This is a genomic window from Segatella buccae ATCC 33574 (genome assembly GCF_000184945.1).
Classification (GTDB): domain Bacteria; phylum Bacteroidota; class Bacteroidia; order Bacteroidales; family Bacteroidaceae; genus Prevotella; species Prevotella buccae.
On record NZ_GL586311.1, the window covers coordinates 1,806,848 to 1,824,586 of the forward strand.

At 47.5% G+C, this 17,739-nt stretch carries 14 protein-coding genes; 9 read left to right on the top strand and 5 right to left on the bottom strand.

Features of this window, described 5'->3' with window-relative positions; translation table 11 throughout:
* Positions 1–16: 16 nt before the first annotated feature.
* Entirely contained in the window at positions 17–466 is a 450-nt protein-coding gene (locus HMPREF6485_RS06910) for a type I restriction enzyme HsdR N-terminal domain-containing protein (protein WP_004340320.1), read from the bottom strand.
* Between the two features lie 218 nt (positions 467–684).
* On the opposite strand from HMPREF6485_RS06910, the gene holA reads away from it, so the two are divergent.
* The 4 genes from holA to HMPREF6485_RS06930 all read left to right on the top strand — a co-directional run bounded on the left by holA (position 685) and on the right by HMPREF6485_RS06930 (position 5,007).
* Positions 685–1,713, top strand: a complete 1,029-nt coding sequence (gene holA, locus HMPREF6485_RS06915; protein ID WP_004345611.1) for a DNA polymerase III subunit delta — start codon at positions 685–687, stop codon at positions 1,711–1,713.
* An 868-nt stretch (positions 1,714–2,581) separates the two neighbouring features.
* Entirely contained in the window at positions 2,582–3,043 is a 462-nt protein-coding gene (locus HMPREF6485_RS06920; RefSeq protein ID WP_004345612.1) for a helix-turn-helix domain-containing protein, read from the top strand.
* Between the two features lie 294 nt (positions 3,044–3,337).
* Positions 3,338–4,114, top strand: coding sequence for a dihydroorotate dehydrogenase electron transfer subunit (locus HMPREF6485_RS06925; protein ID WP_004340326.1), 777 nt, complete (start codon positions 3,338–3,340; stop codon positions 4,112–4,114).
* On the top strand, positions 4,102–5,007 hold the full coding sequence (locus HMPREF6485_RS06930; protein WP_004340327.1) for a dihydroorotate dehydrogenase: 906 nt from the start codon (positions 4,102–4,104) through the stop codon (positions 5,005–5,007). The genes HMPREF6485_RS06925 and HMPREF6485_RS06930 overlap by 13 nt, the downstream gene beginning before the upstream one ends.
* Positions 5,008–5,706: 699 nt before the next feature.
* Here HMPREF6485_RS06930 and aroC read toward each other — a convergent pair.
* Both aroC and HMPREF6485_RS06945 read right to left on the bottom strand, forming a co-directional pair.
* On the bottom strand, positions 5,707–6,783 hold the full coding sequence (aroC, locus tag HMPREF6485_RS06940) for a chorismate synthase (protein WP_004345615.1): 1,077 nt from the start codon (positions 6,781–6,783) through the stop codon (positions 5,707–5,709).
* Positions 6,784–6,831: 48 nt separating this feature from the next.
* Positions 6,832–7,464: an FKBP-type peptidyl-prolyl cis-trans isomerase gene (locus tag HMPREF6485_RS06945; protein WP_004345617.1), complete on the bottom strand. Its 633-nt coding sequence runs from the start codon at positions 7,462–7,464 to the stop codon at positions 6,832–6,834.
* 289 nt (positions 7,465–7,753) lie between these two features.
* Between HMPREF6485_RS06945 and HMPREF6485_RS06950 the strand changes: the two genes are divergently transcribed.
* From HMPREF6485_RS06950 to HMPREF6485_RS06965, 4 genes are all read left to right on the top strand, one after another.
* Positions 7,754–8,119, top strand: a complete 366-nt coding sequence (locus HMPREF6485_RS06950; protein WP_004340334.1) for a hypothetical protein — start codon at positions 7,754–7,756, stop codon at positions 8,117–8,119.
* Between the two features lie 119 nt (positions 8,120–8,238).
* A complete protein-coding gene (locus tag HMPREF6485_RS06955; protein ID WP_248622252.1) occupies positions 8,239–10,464 on the top strand; it encodes a S8 family serine peptidase in 2,226 nt (741 codons plus the stop codon).
* Positions 10,465–11,084: 620 nt separating this feature from the next.
* Entirely contained in the window at positions 11,085–11,267 is a 183-nt protein-coding gene (locus HMPREF6485_RS06960) for a hypothetical protein (protein WP_004345620.1), read from the top strand.
* A gap of 68 nt (positions 11,268–11,335) precedes the next feature.
* Positions 11,336–12,877, top strand: a complete 1,542-nt coding sequence (locus HMPREF6485_RS06965; protein WP_004345622.1) for a RapZ C-terminal domain-containing protein — start codon at positions 11,336–11,338, stop codon at positions 12,875–12,877.
* A gap of 74 nt (positions 12,878–12,951) precedes the next feature.
* Here the strand turns inward: HMPREF6485_RS06965 and HMPREF6485_RS14505 are convergent, their stop codons facing one another.
* Positions 12,952–13,104 carry an Eco57I restriction-modification methylase domain-containing protein gene (locus HMPREF6485_RS14505; protein WP_155814398.1) on the bottom strand — a complete coding sequence of 51 codons (153 nt, stop codon included), beginning with the start codon at positions 13,102–13,104 and terminating at the stop codon, positions 12,952–12,954.
* A 166-nt stretch (positions 13,105–13,270) separates the two neighbouring features.
* Between HMPREF6485_RS14505 and rpsA the strand changes: the two genes are divergently transcribed.
* Positions 13,271–15,049 carry a 30S ribosomal protein S1 gene (rpsA, locus tag HMPREF6485_RS06970; protein WP_004340341.1) on the top strand — a complete coding sequence of 593 codons (1,779 nt, stop codon included), beginning with the start codon at positions 13,271–13,273 and terminating at the stop codon, positions 15,047–15,049.
* A 325-nt stretch (positions 15,050–15,374) separates the two neighbouring features.
* Here the strand turns inward: rpsA and tamL are convergent, their stop codons facing one another.
* Positions 15,375–17,729: a translocation and assembly module lipoprotein TamL gene (gene tamL, locus HMPREF6485_RS06975; protein ID WP_004345624.1), complete on the bottom strand. Its 2,355-nt coding sequence runs from the start codon at positions 17,727–17,729 to the stop codon at positions 15,375–15,377.
* Positions 17,730–17,739: the final 10 nt, after the last annotated feature.

The window sequence follows — 17,739 nt, forward strand, 5'->3', positions numbered from 1 at the left end:
TTCGAACTTTTAGTTGTTAAATATTTTGGTAGTCTGGAATGTCTTCTAAAAATAAATATTTTTGATTGTCATAATCCATCTTGCAGCAGTAGTGTTGCAGACCGTTACTGACCACGAGATAGTCTACATGCAGCAGCATGTTGTAGGCGGAAATCTGGTCGAAAACTTTCTGGGTAATGGGGATATGAGGAGCCTTGTATTCGGCGATCATTCTGGGGCGAAGTTCTCGGTCGTAGAGCACGCTGTCGGCACGCAAGGTTTTGTTGCCTACTCGGAGTTTTATCTCGTTGGCAAGTAGGGTGGCGGGATAGTTTTTTTGGTTGATGAGAAAGTGGATGAAGTGCTGGCGTACCCATTCTTCGGGGGTCAAAGCAACATATTTCCGTCGGAGAATGTCGAATATGGAAGGATGCTCTTGTGTGCCGGACAGTCGGATGGGGTAATCGGGTAGGTTCAGCTGTATCATTCAAAAACTTTCTTTTTTATTTTGCATTGTCTGTTAATTCCATTATCTTTGCATGAAGACAGGCTGCGTCCGGCTATTGTTGTGGGAGAACTCTCATAGGGCGCGTCGGCACCGTCTTTACAAATACAAAGATAAAAGAAATCTCGGATAAAGCAAAAAGAAAAACTTCTTTTCTCGTTTTCAAAAAAGCGAGTTACACCTTATTATATATAGAGAACATGGCAGAAAAGAAAAGCGGCCCTTCCTTTGACGCAATCATGCGCGATCTCCAAGCAAGAAAGTTTGCGCCTGTATATGTGCTGATGGGGGATGAGTCTTATTATATAGACAGAATCACAGATTACATAACGGAAAATGTACTCTCTCCGGAAGAGCGGGATTTTAACCAAATGGTTCTTTTCGGGGCCGATACTACAGCTGCGCAAATTGCAGATATGGCCAGGCGGTATCCGATGATGTCGGAATATCAGGTTGTTGTCGTGAAAGAGGCGCAGAATTTGAGAAATCTGGAACCGATAGAGAAGTATCTCGAGAAACCGGTAAAATCGACTATCTTGGTTTTATGCCATAAAAATGGAGTACTTGACCGCAGAAAAAAGATTTTTGCAAAGGCGCAAGCTGTAGGAGTTGTTTTTGAAAGTAGGAAACTGTATGACCGGGAATTGCCTCCGTTTATTGAAAATTACTTGAAGCGGAAAAATGCGGCCATTGATCCGAAGGCCACACAGATGATAGCCGACCACATCGGGGCTGATTTGAACAGGCTGACTTCTGAACTTGAAAAGGTGCTCATATCTCTTCCCGAAAGTAACCGAAGAGTAACACCGGAAGTGGTGGAGCGGGAGATTGAAGTGAGCAAAGATTTTAATGCTTTTGAGCTTCGGGATGCAATCGTAAATCGCAACGTTTTCAAAGCCAATCAGATTATCAAATACTTTGACAGTAATCCAAAGGCTGGGAGCATCTACTCATTTCTCCCGTTGCTCTTTTCTTATTTCCAAAATTTGATGATCGCATATTATGCTCCTAAAAAACAGGATGCGGATGCTGTTGCAAAGTTCCTGGATTTGAGAAATAGTTGGGCAGCGCGTGATTATCTGACAGGAATGCGCAACTACTCCGGCAACAAAACTTTGCAGATAATTGATAAGTTGAGAGAGATTGATGCCAAGAGTAAGGGACTTGATAATCCCGGTACTGATGCTGCTAATCTAATGAAGGAGCTCATCTTTTTCATCCTCCATTGAACGATTAACATTTTTTAAGGTCTAAGATCCCTCTTTTTCTTCTATATTTGAGCCTGAAAACCGCCCGATTCAACAAGAATCGGGCGGTTTTCAGTTGAAAAAGACCCAAAAAAGGCCGTTTTTTAGCTAATTGAAGACATTTTCCGGAAGTTTTTTCAGCGATAATTTTGCTTAAAATCAGTGGTTTAGCTTCAATTTACCCCCTCTGAAATTCACGAATTTGAAAGTGTTTGAAGTCCATTCCGTAATTCGCGAATAATGGCGAAATGTGGCTGTATCTCCTATGCAAGATTTAAGATTAACCATATTTAAGTTTTACTTTTATAAATCATGTTTCCGCAGTAGAAGATAAGTTTAATATTTGTAAACCGAAATAACACTCATTTTAGGCATTATGAAAAGATTTATATTGATTTAGGAATGCAAATCGAAACAACGTAAGGCAATTCGAAGTTGCTAATTTATATTTATACAATCGCATACGCATACCAACAATCAGCAGGTAATCAGTGTGTTATGACAAAAAACCAAGCTGTTTGGTCTACTAAAAGTCTAATTCGCATAGTTGATAGCGTATATTGGTGTAGATTCTCGATATTCAAGATCTATTATCATTTAATAGTCAGTATTTTGTAGAATAGCATTGTAGTTTTGTATAGCTATATATTTGGATCTTAATTTTAAATTCATAAAACTAAACGCTAAAATCTTTGTTTTGTGTTTGTGTTTCCGAATTATTGAAACGCAAATCCAAAAGCAAATTATTGAATTTTGTTTTTTACTATTGTAGATTCCATTTTTTTGTTTTACCTTTGTAAAATCAAAGATAGAATTGGATTTTCCTCCCTATCTCTAAATTTTAAACCGAATGAAGGATAGAATCAAACAGCTCATGGAGAGCCAACACATGAACCAGTTGCTCTTCTCACAATACATCGGAATTTCTTCCGCATCGCTAAGTAGCATTTTCAATGGACGCACGAACCCATCGTTGAAAACAGTTGATGCTATCCGAAAACGATTCCCTAACTTGAATATTGATTGGTTGATGTTTGGAGAAGGACAGATGTTTTTGGATGGAGAGTCAGGCGAAGGCACTCCTACTCCTCCACCGACTACACCCGGTGAGGGATTGGTGGATTTCAGTAATGCCTCCGATGTGGCCTCGCCTTCTCTCTTCGACCAGCCTGCGGAGCGGAGTGTGCAAAATACACCTAAAATAGCACCTCAAATTGTTATCAAGGAAGTTGACAAACCTCAACGAAAAATAACAGAAATAAGAATCTTTTATAATGACAATACTTGGGAGACATTTGTCCCTAAGGCTTGAAGTCATTTCATGGCATTTTCCACTTTCTATAGTCAGTGAGGGATGGATGCCGGGAAAAGATGCCAATGTTTGTGAGAGAAGTTTCAAAGAGCTTTAATATGCACTTGTCGTACTTCTGTTGGAGATGGGTAAGTGCTTTTATCTGGAGTTCCCGTCTCTCAAGGTTGATATATTGAACGCGCGTACTTCTATAATGGGAACCTGCCGATCGGTGTATTCCAAAAAAGAACGTTATTCCCTTTGTGGTGTCTCTATTTTGCTGTATCTTTGCCGAAGCATAGTAAAGACATAAAAATGAAGAAATACATTTTGGATCTTGAGGTGGCTTCGATTGAGCATTTGAATAAAAAGAATGTGCTGTTGAAACTTTCGTCCTCAGCCCCTTTACCTGATATCTTGCCGGGACAGTTTGTTGAAGTGAGAGTGGATGATTCACCTTCAACATTCCTCCGTCGTCCTATCTCAGTCAATTTTGTCGATCGTGCAACCAACCGGTTGTGGCTGCTTGTAGCTACCGTAGGCGACGGAACACGCCGTTTGGCACAACTGCGGGTTGGAGATACACTGAATTGTGTGCTGCCTTTAGGGAACAGTTTCACGATGCCGACATTGCCAGAGCAGAAGATTTTGCTCGTTGGTGGTGGCGTCGGCGTTGCTCCGCTTCTCTATTTCGGAAAACTTATTTGCGATTTCGGAGCAGAACCTACATTCCTTTTGGGTGCTCGCAGTGCAGAAGACTTGTTGGAATTGGACGAGTTCAGGAAGTATGGCCGTGTGTTTATGACCACGGAAGACGGCACTTGCGGCGAGCAGGGATTCGTCACCAATCATTCCATTTTGCAGACAGAGAGTTTTGACCAAATCAGCACCTGTGGGCCCAAACCCATGATGATGGCTGTAGCCCGTTTCGCCCATGCCAACGGTATTGCTTGTGAGGTGTCGTTGGAGAATAAAATGGCTTGTGGCGTAGGTGCTTGTCTTTGCTGTGTGGAGAAGACGACCGAGGGCAACGTATGCGTGTGTAAGGAAGGTCCGGTGTTAAATATTAAGAAACTGTTATGGCATCTTTAAATGTAAATATAAATGGTCTTAAACTGAAGAACCCGGTTATGACCGCTTCCGGAACATTCGGTTATGGTTTGGAGTTTGCCGATTTTGTACCCTTAGACGAATTGGGGGGCATCATAGTCAAGGGCACCACGCTCGAGCATCGGGAAGGAAACGACTATCCCCGCATGGCGGAGACCCCCTCTGGGATGCTCAACTGTGTGGGTTTGCAAAACAAGGGAGTGGATTATTTCGTCGAGCACATCTATCCGCAGATAAAGGATATCGACACCAATATGATAGTCAATGTGAGTGGACATTCAGCCGACAGCTATGCCGCTTGTGCGGAAAAGATTGATAGCTTGGAGCGTATTCCCGCCATAGAGGTCAACATCAGCTGCCCTAATGTGAAGGATGGCGGCATGGCCTTCGGTGTCACCTGCGAGGGGGCAGCGAGTGTGGTGAAGGCCGTGAGAGCCAAATACCACAAGACGATGATTGTGAAGCTCTCGCCCAATGTGACCGATGTGGCCGAAATAGCCCGCGCTTGCGAAGCTGAAGGGGCCGACAGCGTTTCGCTCATCAACACGCTTATGGGCATGGCCGTAGACATTGAGAAGCGTCAGCCCATGCTGAGTATCCGCACGGGGGGCTTGAGTGGCCCTGCCGTGAAGCCTGTGGCACTCCGCATGGTTTACGATGTTTACCATGCCGTGAAGATACCTGTAGTGGGCTTGGGAGGCATTAGCAGTGCCCGAGATGCCATCGAATTTATGATGTGTGGTGCTACAGCCATCGAAATCGGTACGGCCAACTTTATAGATCCGGCTATAACGAAGAAAGTGAAAGACGGCATCAATGATTGGCTCGATGCCCACCATATAGCCGATGTCCACGACATCATTGGCTGCATTTGATGATCAACCATTTATGCTCCGGTCGGTGTTTGGTGGAAAGCTCTCCGGATAATGATTGTTAAATTATTTATTCATTTTTGGCCTCTCTGTTTGCGATATTTGCAACGAACGAGCCTCTCTGCGTAAATAGGCGATTTTGATGGCTTTTTGAAAACGCTGATAGTCAGTTATTTGAATTTTATTGACACCGACTGGAGTCCGAAACCGGGCCTGAAATGGGCCAAACGGGCTTGCAAAAGGGCCCCGGTTGCATCGCAACCGGGGCCCTTTTGGCGTTCAACTGTGGCTCTTTTGCGAGCTCGAAGAGCTTGAATGGGAATATCGGCGGACTTCTCCGGTGGCTTAAAGCTGTTTTCCCGCTCTGGTTGGCGCATTTTAGCGGATGTGTTTTTGTTGATATTATTCGCCGTCATCCGGTGCCTTGCAGCGATGGCTTCCACCAATGTTGCGGTGTGTGACCAATCCACATGTCTTATTCCTTTCCCCATCAAAGCATTGACAGTTTCCCCATTTCAATATCGTATAAAACAAATTTGAGGGCGACCGAACCGGTCGCCCTCAACCAACACAAAAACTAAACTAGACTTAACTAAACAAATTTCAGACTTTCGCAAGCCTTCAATCGTCTTTGCAAAGGTAATATCTTTTTTTAGATTACCTCCTATAAATCGTATGTTTTTTATCCTTTTCTGATTGAAATTATAACTTTGTGGTCATATTTAGAAGATAATTGTCCAAAATGACCATAGCCGCCATCGCCTCAACGATAGGTACCGCCCGTGGCAGGACACATGGGTCATGCCGCCCTCGGGCATTCAGTTCAGTGGGAATACCCTCTATGGTCACTGTGTTTTGCTTCATCAGCAAGGTTGCCACGGGCTTGAAAGCCACCCGGAAGTAGATGTCTTGTCCGTTGCTGATGCCACCTTGTATTCCACCGCTATGGTTGGTTGAGGTTGATATTTTGCCATTTTGATTGATGAAGACATCGTTAAGCTCGCTTCCTTTGGCGGTTGCGCAGTCGAATCCTTCACCATATTCGAATCCTTTTACGGCGTTGATGCTGAGCATAGCCCCTCCCAGTGCTGCGTGCAGTTTGCCGAATTCCGGCTCCCCCAGCCCTACGGGGCAACCTTTGATGACACACGTGATGATGCCCCCCACGGTGTCTCCCTGCGCCTTTACGCCCGCAATGAGTTCCTCCATTTGCTTGGCCTTGGCTTGGTCGGGACATCTCACCGGATTGTCCTCTATAGTGCCAAGGTCGTAGAGATGGTAATCTTTCTCCAGTTTGATATCGCCCACTTGTGAGGTGTAGGCCGTGACGCTGATGCCCAGCTGCTGCAAGGCCAATTTGGCCAAGGCCCCTCCCACGCATCGGGCAATGGTGATGCGTGCCGATGAGCGTCCGCCGCCACGATGATCGCGCACACCATATTTATTATAATAGGTGAAGTCGGCGTGTGAAGGCCGGAAAAGTTGGCGCATGTTGTCATAGTCTTTGGAGTGCTGGTTGGTGTTTCTCACCTCAAAGGCTATCGGAGTGCCTGTCGATTTCCCTTTAAACACGCCACTGAGCAGCTCCACCTCGTCGGGTTCCTTGCGGTCGGTGGTGATTCGGCTTTGCCCCGGCCGTCTCCTTGCCAGTTCGTTTTGAATGAACTCAAGGTCGATGTCTATGCCGGCCGGAAAACCGTCAACGATTCCCCCTACCGCCTTGCCGTGGCTTTCGCCGAATGTGGTCAGTCTGAAAAGGTTCCCGAAAGTATTTCTCATTGTGGCAAAGTCTGTGATGTGGGTTTATGTTCTTTGAGTGTAGGCTTTTTAGTGATGGCATCCGCCACCGCAGTGGCCGTCGTGGTGATGCTCCCCATGCTTGCCTTCTCCACAGTTGCAATCGCCTTCACCGCAGTTGCAACCGCCTTCACCGCAACCACCGCCACAGCCGTTGCATCCGCCTTCGCCGCTCAGTATTTTGGCATATTCGGCCACTTCAGCAGCCGAAGCCTCGTGACAATCTTTTATTTCTCCCACGAAGTGAAGATGTTTGCCGGCGAGCGGATGGTTGAGATCCATCTTCACTTTGTTGTCGGTGATGTCAAGCACCCGGCCGTTGAATCGGTTCCCCTCTTGGTTCTGCAAAGGCACGATGGCATCCTTGTAGATGTGTTCTGCGTCAAACTTACCGTTGATGGTGAAGATACCCTTGTCCAAATCGAGCACATGCTCGTTGTTGTATTCGCCGTAGGCCTGCTCGGGCGTGAGGGTGAAGTCGAATTTGTCGCCCTTGTCCAGTTCGATGAGGGCGTTCTCGAAGGCCTCAAGCGCGATGCCCATTCCACTGATAAAGTCGAAGGGCCGGTCTTCGGTTGTCTGTTCCACCAGTTCTTTCTTTCCGTCAGTCACATCATACAGCATATACGAAGCTGCGATATATTTATTGGTGTTCTTTTCCATTTCTTTGTCTGTCTTTAATTTAACTTGCGTGCAAAGGTACTAAAAAACGTTCAGAAAACTCCATCTTTTCTTTTATTATTGCTCCGATGCCTGTCGTTAAATTATAATTGAGAAGCTTTTTCGTTTGATTTATATCAATAAAACATGCTGTTTGCGCAAACAGTGTGACAAATTGTTTGGCTGGTGACGGAATAATGCTTACCTTTGCATCGTCAAAAGGACAAAAGTAAGGATAATTTAACGGAGCCTGTCAATAGGGGCTCACAAAGAAAAGAAAGGTAAAAAGATTATGAAGAAGATGATTTTGATGGCAGTAGCATTGCTCAGCATGACTACCGCAACATTCGCAGCAGACGAGAACGCAAGTGCAGCTAATGCTGCTTCTGCTTACAATATGAACGTAAACATGAGCAGTCTTGCCGATGCTCTCGGTCTGAATATCGACCAGGTGGAGGCTGTGGCCGACATACACAAGAATTTCAGTGCCGATATGTTGAACGCAGCTTCCGCTTCGGCTGAGGATCGTCAGCAGCTTGTGAACAAGGCCATTGAGAAAGATTTGAAGTACATGCACTACATTCTTTCCAATCAGCAATATCGCAAGTATCTGCTTTTGCTCAACACCACCATCAACAACCGTGGGCTGAACAAATAAAGATTTTACGAGAGAGAATTTATGATAAAGTCGCAGACTCTGCAAAGAGTTTGCGACTTTTTTGTTGTTTTTATGCGCCAATGTTTGTTTTTATCATGTTTTTTGCCTTATTTTGCAACATGATAAAGAGGTTATTTTCCTTTGTATATGCTTTTTCGGTCGGTTTGACGATGGCTTTCGGGCAGCAGGCCGACTATGGCAAGTTGTCACCTTGGGTGCAGGATATTGTGGCCGAGCAGTGTGAACGTCCTCCCCAACGTGTCCCGGGGCGGGCGGCCAAACCTGTTGACAATCGGCGGCTCACGGCCTTTGTCCGTCTGACTGACAGCCTGTCAGTCTCTGCGTTTGCCGACAACGATTGCCGCTCGCTGGCCCGTTTGGGGGATGTCCATATTGTCAGCATTCCGCTCGGGCGCTTGGCGGCATTGTCTCTTCATCCAGATGTGGTGCGCATCGAAGCCCGCCAAGGCTCCAGCATCATGCTCGATGTCACTCCCGGGTTTGCCAACGCCTTGCCTGCCTATGCCGGGACGAATCTTCCACAGGCCTACACCGGCAAGGATGTTGTCATGGGAATCATGGATATTGGCTTCGACCTTACCCATCCCACCTTTTTTGATGCTTCCGGAACCGACTATCGCATCAAGGCCCTTTGGGACCAACTCACCACCGACACGGTGGGCAGCCGCTTCACGGTGGGCAACGACTATGTGGGGCGCGACTGCCTGCTGGCCTATGGTCACTCGCGCGACGGTCTTGACCAGACTCATGGCACCCATACTACGGGCATCGCCGCCGGCAGCGGTTACACCACGCCCTACCGTGGCGTGGCCTACGAGAGCGACATTTGTCTGGTGGCCAATGCCACGGGAGAGAATGCGCGGCTCATCGATTCCGCTGATATCTACAAATATACGCTTGCCACTGATGTCCTCGGTTTTAAATACATCTTCGATTATGCCAAAGCTGTGGGAAAGCCCTGTGTCATCAGTTTCAGTGAAGGCTCGCCTCAAGATTTCCGTGGTGACGATCTGCTTTACTACTATATGCTTAGAAAACTCGTTGGCCCCGGACGCATCATTGTTTCCTCAGCGGGCAACAATGCGCTGAACAACGGTTATATCTCCAAGCCGCTTGGGGTGAAAAGCCGTGGTGCAGTGTTGCGCTCCGACCGCCAGAATGCCAAACTTACACTGCGCACAGCCGGTAGTGTGACGCTGCGTCTGGTGGTTGTTGGTGAAGCTACGGCCGACACCATAGCCTTTTCCTCGGCCGATGTGCGTTCCAGACCGGCTTCGGTGTTGCGCGATTCGCTTCCTTTGCCGGGTGGTCAGTTGGTGCTTTCGGCCCGTGGTTATAGAAATGTCTATGACTCCACGCAGACCGTGGTCGATGTAGAACTGACTCGCCCCGGCAACTTCAATGCTAATCCGTATATCACGGTTGAGATGGTAGGGGACAATGCCCAATCCGAACTCTATGCTGCCGGCATGAGAGGCACCCACTTTAAAAATCTTGAAGGCATCGATGGTCTTGACGGTGCAGAAAACACCCACAACCTCAATTCTCCTTCCACCTCGCCCGATGTCATCTGTGTGGGGGCTACCTCTCATGTCAGCTCCTATATAAATATGTATGGTCATCTCCGCACGGTAGACTTTGGGGCCAACGGGCTGCGTAGTGCCTATTCCTCTCAAGGCCCCACCTATTATGGCCGTGTGAAGCCCGATGTGGTGGCTCCCGGCACCAACATCGCTTCTGCATACAACAGTTTCTATTACGAAAGCCATCCTGATGCCTACGACAACAAGTATAATGTCAAGACGACTGTCGATTTTCAGGGGCGCACTTATCCGTGGAGCTACAATTCCGGCACCTCTATGGCCTCTCCCGTTGTGGGTGGGGCTGTGGCCCTTTGGCTTCAGGCCAAGCCCGATTTGACTCCTCGCGAAGTGATGACCCTGCTCAAGCGCACTTGCACGCACCCCGATCCTTCGCTCACCTATCCTAACAATGCATACGGCCGTGGGGCAATTGATGTCTATGCCGGTCTGCTCGATCTGCTTGGACTCACCGGTGTGAAGGGGCTCTCCGGCCACCAACCCGCCGGGGCTCGTATTGGCGTGGATACAGAAGGCGTGCTCACCATTCGGTTGGACGCCTCTGCGTCCCACCCATTTACAGTGCAGGTGTTCAGCGTGTCGGGCGCAAAGCTCCTCTCCGCCACCATGCCCGCCGGGCTCACTGCCTATCGAGTGTCGCTCGCCGGCCTGCCCCGCGGTGTCTATGCCGTTCAGCTCAACGGCGAAAAAAGCATCAAAGGGTCGTCGCTTGTGAGGAGATAATCCTGCTTTCCCTATTCCCCATTTGTAGGTATTTATGCCAAACCCTCATTTTTAGGTATTGCATGGATGCAAAAAAACTCCTATCTTTGCACACGTAAACGATTAAGAGATACGTAAAAGATAGATTAGTTATAGATTGTGATTAGTCGTAGTCACTAATAAATATAAGAAAGTTAGATAAATCTTGTTCGCAAAATTCATAATGTTTTTGTATAATATGTAATAGGCTTGTCGTGAGATAAGCCTTTTATTGTTTTATGGCTGATTGTCAGTTAGTTATAACTATTAACTGTAACCGGAGACATTTAGGCTGAAATGGCTAAAAAGTGCCCCGTAAAAGGCGTTTAAGAACCATTTTAATAACCATTTCGGGGTATGAAGTTTGGGTTTCGAGGCCTTTTTGGTGGCTGCGGGGATAAAAATAAGGAGCGTGTGCGCGCTCCCTTTGCCGGTGCAAAGATACGATGCGGAAAGTGGGAATGTAAATGAGGGTGGATATTTATTGACAAAATAATGAGGAATGCCGGTTGCCGGATGGAGTGGATTCCCCGCCGTCACCGTGGGGAAATAAAAAGGGGACATTCTTTTGTGTTTCCCCCGAATTGCATTATCTTTGCATTATGAAAGTAAAAATAGACTGGAAGAAAGCTGTCATCTTTCTCATTGTGGCAGGTGGATTGTATTTCATCTTTGAGAGTTTTGCCATGGCGCTTGGCATCATCCTCATTCTTTTTGTCATTGATTATTTCATCGCTGATAAAATGGATGACCGCCGGCGTCGGAAGGAACGCGAAGAGGAATAGCGGACGGCAGACCCGAAAGGAGATAGGGTAGAGGTGTCTGTGATGATGTCTGGAAATGAAAAACGGATATGGATAAGCTGATTGAACTATATACAGAGTGGGCCGGAGCAGAGCCGGCCGGAGTAGAGAAATTGCCCGTACAGGGGAGCAACCGTGCATACTATCGTCTCACGGATGCCGATGGCATGAGTGTTGTGGGCTGTGTGGGGACCAGTCGTGATGAAAACCACGCATTCATCTACTTGGCACGCCATTTTGCCAAGCGCCGGATTCCCGTGCCCAAACTGCTTGCCGTGAGTGGTGATGAACTGCGCTATTTGCAGGAAGACTTGGGAAAGCAGTCGCTCTTCGATGCCATCCGTGGGGGGCGCGAAGCCGGAGGACGGTATAACCAGCGGGAGAAACGCTTGTTGGTGAGTGTCATACGAGAACTGCCCAACATACAGTTGCGTGGAGCGCGTGGTCTCGACTGGTCCAACTGCTATCCGCAGCCGGAGTTTGATATCGACAGTGTGCTTTTCGACCTCAACTATTTCAAATATTGTTTTCTCAAACCCACCGAGCTCGATTTCAACGAACTCAAGCTCGAAGCTAATTTCCGCCTTTTTGCCAAAGACCTCACTTCCGAGCCGATGGACAGCTTCCTCTATCGCGACTTTCAGGCTCGCAACATCATGCTGGATGCGAACGACCATCCTTACTTTATAGATTTCCAAGGCGGACGCAAGGGGCCTTTCTATTATGATTTGGCCTCTTTTCTCTGGCAGGCATCGGCCAAATATTCCTTTAAGCTGCGTCGCGAATTGGTCTACGAATACTACGATGCGTTGAAAAACTACACCGAAGTACCCTCCGTCCGCCATTTCGTCAACCGCTTGAGCCTGTTCGTGCTCTTCCGCACCTTGCAGGTGCTCGGGGCCTATGGCTTTCGGGGTTACTTCGAACGGAAAAAACATTTTCTGGATAGCATTCCGCCCGCTATCCAAAATCTACGTGATGTTTTGAAGATGGGGGAGAAGGTGTTCCCTTACCCCTACATGTTGGAGATGCTTCGTCGTCTAACCGAACTCCCTCGGTTTGCCCAGCTTGAGCAACCAGCGGTGAACCGCGCCGACGGTTTTCGGATAACGGCCCAAAACATTTATCGTGCTCATCCGCAGGACGGGCCTGCCACCTATTCTAAATACGACGGCAAAGGCCCGTTGGTAGTGCGCGTCTACAGTTTCTCCTATCGCAAAGGTATTCCTGAAGACCCGTCCGGCAATGGTGGTGGCTACGTGTTCGACTGTCGCAGCACCCACAATCCCGGCCGCTACGAACCTTACAAGAAGTTGACCGGACTTGACGAACCGGTTATCCGCTTCCTTGAGGACGACGGTGAAATCCTTCAATTCCTGGAAAGCGTATATAGGTTGGCCGACCATCATGTGAAGCGTTATATCCAACGTGGTTTCACGAGCTTGATGTTTTCTTTCGGCTGTACGGGTGGCCAGCATCGCAGCGTGTATAGTGCCCAGCATTTGGCCGAGCATCTTCACAATAAGTTCGGAGTGGAAGTCATTGTCAATCATCGCGAGCAGAATATTTGTCAAGTGCTTGAGGCAAGATGACAGATTATGATAGGAGGTGTTGTAGGAAACGGAATGTCTCCAAGAAAATCATTTCACGACTGTAGCAATTGTGGCTACAACGGATAATTTGGAGTGGATGTACAGCTTGTCTTTTTCGAGACGGCACACATATAAGGTGGATTTCCGATGACAATATCAAAGCCGTCTTTCGCTTGATATCCCAGACTGTTAAAAAAGTGTAATGGCCGGGAAATGGTAATTGGCAAAAGGGGGTAATTGACAGAAAATCATTACCTTTGCAACCAATTTGGAGGAGTTGCGATTTCATGGAAGGTTTGAGGAAACTGCCGATATGAACTTTGCAATATAATTCATTTCACAACAAACATAAAGTCTAACTTTATTAATTAAATTTATTTATTCACATTATTTATGTCAGATTTAAAGAACGTAAAGCCTTTGGATGACTTCAACTGGGACGAATTCGAGAATGGCGCAAACGCCAATGTCAGCAAGGAAGATCTTGCTAAGGCTTATGATGAGACTTTGAACAAAATCAGCGAAAATCAGGTGGTAGAAGGCACTGTGATTTCTGTTGACAAGAAAGAGGTTGTGGTGAACATCGGCTACAAGAGCGATGGTATCATCCCTGCTTCGGAATTCCGTTACAACCCTGAGCTCAAGGTTGGCGACAAGGTTGAAGTCTATGTAGAAAATCAGGAAGACAAAAAAGGTCAGCTGGTACTCTCTCACAAGAAGGCTCGTCTCAGCAAGAGCTGGGAACGTGTCAATGCCGCTCTTGAGAACGAAGAAGTTATTCAGGGCTACATCAAGTGCCGTACCAAAGGTGGTATGATTGTTGATGTGTTCGGTATTGAGGCTTTCCTCCCCGGAAGTCAAATCGACGTTCACCCCATACGTGACTACGATGTATTCGTAGGCAAAACAATGGAGTTCAAGGTTGTTAAGATCAATCAGGAATTCCGCAATGTCGTTGTTTCCCACAAGGCCCTTATCGAAGCTGAGCTGGAAGCACAGCGCAAGGAAATTATCTCTAAACTTGAGAAGGGCCAGATTTTGGAAGGTACGGTAAAGAACATCACTTCCTATGGTGTATTCGTTGACCTGGGTGGTGTTGACGGCCTGATTCATATCACCGACCTTTCTTGGGGTCGTGTGAGCGATCCTCACGAGGTTGTTGCCCTTGACCAGAAAATCAATGTTGTTATTCTTGACTTCGATGAAGAGAAGAAGCGCATTGCCCTCGGTCTGAAGCAGCTCACTCCGCATCCTTGGGATGCACTCAGTGCAGATCTCAAGGTGGGCGACCACGTAAAGGGTAAGGTTGTTGTGATGGCCGACTATGGTGCATTCGTAGAAATAGCTCCCGGTGTGGAGGGTCTTATCCACGTTTCTGAAATGTCTTGGAGTCAACACCTTCGTTCTGCTCAAGAGTTCATGAAAGTGGGCGACGAGGTGGAAGCTGTTATTCTCACACTCGACCGCGATGAACGCAAGATGAGCCTTGGTATCAAGCAGCTGAAAGAAGATCCTTGGGAGACCATTGAAGTGAAGTATCCTATTGGCAGTAAGCACACCGCCAAGGTTCGCAACTTCACCAACTTTGGCATCTTCGTAGAATTAGAAGAAGGCGTTGACGGTTTGATTCACATCTCAGATCTGTCTTGGACCAAGAAAGTCAAGCATCCTTCCGAGTTTACCACCCAAGGTGCCGACATCGATGTTGTTGTTCTCGAAATCGACAAGGAAAACCGCCGTTTGAGTCTCGGTCACAAGCAACTCGAGGACAATCCTTGGGATACTTACGAGACGATATATACTCCCGGTTCCGTTCATCAGGGTACAATCACCGAACTTATGGACAAGGGTGCCGTTATCACTTTGGCTGAAGGTGGAGAAGGTTTTGCCACTCCCAAACATCTTGTCAAGGAAGATGGTACTCAGGCACAACAGGGTGAAACTCTCGATTTCAAAGTTATTGAATTTGTAAAGGAGACTAAGCGCATCATTCTTTCGCACTCTCGTACATTTGAGGAGGGTAAGGATGATATCAAGCCTGCAAGAAAGCAGCACAGCAACAAAAAGAGCTCCAATGAGACACCGACTATCAACAATGTCGCAGCCGGCACTACTCTTGGCGATCTTGATGCACTTGCCAAACTGAAAGCAGAGTTGGAAAAAGGTGAGTAATCACCAAATCTTGTATATTAAATCAGGTAGGAGGTAAACACTAATTATAGGTGTTTATCTCCTACTTTCTTTCATGTCTGTCGACATCCCGCGTCGCTATACAGGCAATGCCCCATCATTGTCATGTATTCGTGGCCCCCTCCCGATATAATGGCTTTGTCTTTATTCTTATCCCGACTTCATTTACACTAATTGTTCTGAAAGACACCGAACTTTCACTTGTATGGTCAAAAGCTTCAAACTAAACGACATCGCAACGGTACGCTATTCAGTGCGGGACTCTGAATAAATACCGCTAAGCAAACTCGTATAATCAACGAAACGGTCAGAAAGGATAGCCCACGGCAAGGTGTATGCTTTGAGCATCGTGGAAGTTTTTGACATTATAAAAACCGCTTCGTCCGGTTTCGTAGGGCACATGCAGGCCTACCCCCCAATCAAGACGGATGACGAACATCCCCATGTCGTAGCGGATACCGACACCTGTACCGACGGCCATCTGGCGAAAGAAATTCTTGAATTCAAACTGTCCGCCCTGACGGTTGTCATCTTGGTGGAGCGTCCATACATTGCCGGCATCAAGAAAAAGAGCACCATAGAGGTCGCCAAACAGTCGGGGACGATATTCTAGATTAGTCAACACTTTCACATCGCCGGTTTGGTCAATATAGGAGAATCGGCCTTCGGAAGGCACATACTTGCCGGGACCGATACTCCGCACATTGAAGGCACGCACACTGTTGGCTCCACCCACATAAAATTGCTCGTAGTAAGGGGCCTGAGAGGCATTGCCATAGCTCCACACCACGCCCACATTGGCATGGGCGAGGAACGAGGAGTGCTCGGAGAGCCGCCACCGCTTGACGAAATCAGTTTCCACCTTAAAGAACTGTGCGAACGGATTTTTAAACATAGTTTTGTTTTTCCGACTCCATTTTTCTCCAAATGCGGCATAAATTCCGCTGACAGCATTGCCCGCTTCGCTCACGCTGATTTCCCATGTGATGGGGTTGCGCAATTCGGATGGGCTGATGTAGCGATAGGTGTAGCTCATCTTGGGAATAAACTGGTCGCGCATGGAAATTTGCAAATAGGGATTGGCCAACAACAAACTGTCGAAAGCGGCGGTCTTGCTCTGCATGTATTCGTAGGAGAGGGTGAGTGGACTGAATGTATGATGAGAACTGGCCGTAGTCCACCAGTCGTAAGTCAGTTCGCCTGACACCACATGACGCTTGAAATAGTCTGCCCGATTAAGCACATTGGTTGACGCCTTGAGTGTGGTGGTGGGCGTACTATAATATTGTCGGGGACGGCGACGAGGACGAGCCTCACGACCAACTATGGTGTAAAAAAGACTACGCGGGGTGAGCAAGCGGGGCATGACAACAGAAGCGTCAGCGCCATACTCATAAGAATTGAAGCCACTGGATGAGCCTTCACTTTTATGTCCGGTTTGCCATTCATACTGTCCATGCACATTGACATCCAACTTTTCACCTCCATGGAAGGCATTACGCTTGGTGAGACCCAACACCATTTCAGGTCCCATGCGACCGGAAGTCTTGCCTTTGGCGTTGGCTTCGACATAAAAGTCATAGGGACGATCGAAAACCAAGTCGAGGGTGAGATCGAGACTGTCACACGTGGCTGATGTGTCGCGTGGTGTGAACGTGAGAGTATTGTAGCTGAAAAGGCCCATAGACTGAATACTCCGACGACTCTGCTCCTCTTTGTCGCTACTGTAGGGCATTCCGTGATGCAACTTCACATCGCGCAAGATGGCTCCCAGACGGATGGGAGGACGGCGCCCGTTGTAGCGGACTGTAAGAAAATGCCAACGGGTGGAATCGCCCAACTCTTCCATTATTTGTTTGCGGAAATTGATGTTGATATTACCAATATACCACTTATGGGTGGCACGCGGACTGAGGCTGTCGGCCATAATGAGACGCAGGGCTACCTTACCCGGCACATTGACGGTGTCGGCCAGATAGGAAGCATAAGAATTGTTGTAGTAGTAATAGCCGTCACCACGAAAAAGTTTGGTGATGCGCCGGCGTTCCGACTCAAGTGTCGAGACACTGAAAGGATCACCCTTGTGCAACAAGGCATTGGCATGTGTATGGGTCATCAAGCTGTCGGTGGCCGAAGGAAAGTTCTCATACACCACCGTATCGAGTGTCCATAGGTGGCCCATGTCTACTGTATAGGCTATTTTTGCTTTCTTTGGATTATGTCCCGTAAGGATTTCGTAATTTACCTTGCCATTGAAATAACCAGACTTTTTCAGTTGTGATTCGGCAATGGAAGTGCGGAGCTCGGGCCTCACTTCTCCCACCAGCTTGGGACGGGAGCCGAAAGTCTTGGCTATCCATTTGCCCATACCATTGTCAGATTGTGAAAAGGCATTCCACACCCAAAGGCGGACGGGAAATGGAGTGCGGTAATAACTGCTCCCAAACAAAGCTCCGTTGGGAGCAGAAGCAAGCACATATTCCATTTCTTCTTGTGTGGAAGTTGCATGGTTGTTGGTCTCGTAGTTGACGTATGTTATCTTTTTTAATCCTGTGAACAACTGTTCGCCTTCAGGAATGGCACTGGTGGTGGAACACGACGCCATCAGGGCTTCCCCCAACACCATCGCCATAAACACATAAATATAATGTCTGAATTTCATTTACTCGTCA

Excerpts from the sequence above, each read along its gene's own strand:
- HMPREF6485_RS06920 (WP_004345612.1), top strand. The coding sequence starts at position 2,582 with ATGAAGGATAGAATCAAACAGCTCATGGAGAGCCAACACATGAACCAG.
- tamL (WP_004345624.1), bottom strand. The coding sequence starts at position 17,729 with ATGAAATTCAGACATTATATTTATGTGTTTATGGCGATGGTGTTGGGG.
- holA (WP_004345611.1), top strand. The coding sequence starts at position 685 with ATGGCAGAAAAGAAAAGCGGCCCTTCCTTTGACGCAATCATGCGCGAT.
- HMPREF6485_RS06950 (WP_004340334.1), top strand. The coding sequence starts at position 7,754 with ATGAAGAAGATGATTTTGATGGCAGTAGCATTGCTCAGCATGACTACC.
- rpsA (WP_004340341.1), top strand. The coding sequence starts at position 13,271 with ATGTCAGATTTAAAGAACGTAAAGCCTTTGGATGACTTCAACTGGGAC.
- HMPREF6485_RS06955 (WP_248622252.1), top strand. The coding sequence starts at position 8,239 with ATGATAAAGAGGTTATTTTCCTTTGTATATGCTTTTTCGGTCGGTTTG.
- HMPREF6485_RS06930 (WP_004340327.1), top strand. The coding sequence starts at position 4,102 with ATGGCATCTTTAAATGTAAATATAAATGGTCTTAAACTGAAGAACCCG.
- HMPREF6485_RS06965 (WP_004345622.1), top strand. The coding sequence starts at position 11,336 with ATGGATAAGCTGATTGAACTATATACAGAGTGGGCCGGAGCAGAGCCG.
- aroC (WP_004345615.1), bottom strand. The coding sequence starts at position 6,783 with ATGAGAAATACTTTCGGGAACCTTTTCAGACTGACCACATTCGGCGAA.
- HMPREF6485_RS06910 (WP_004340320.1), bottom strand. The coding sequence starts at position 466 with ATGATACAGCTGAACCTACCCGATTACCCCATCCGACTGTCCGGCACA.
- HMPREF6485_RS06925 (WP_004340326.1), top strand. The coding sequence starts at position 3,338 with ATGAAGAAATACATTTTGGATCTTGAGGTGGCTTCGATTGAGCATTTG.
- HMPREF6485_RS06960 (WP_004345620.1), top strand. The coding sequence starts at position 11,085 with ATGAAAGTAAAAATAGACTGGAAGAAAGCTGTCATCTTTCTCATTGTG.
- HMPREF6485_RS06945 (WP_004345617.1), bottom strand. The coding sequence starts at position 7,464 with ATGGAAAAGAACACCAATAAATATATCGCAGCTTCGTATATGCTGTAT.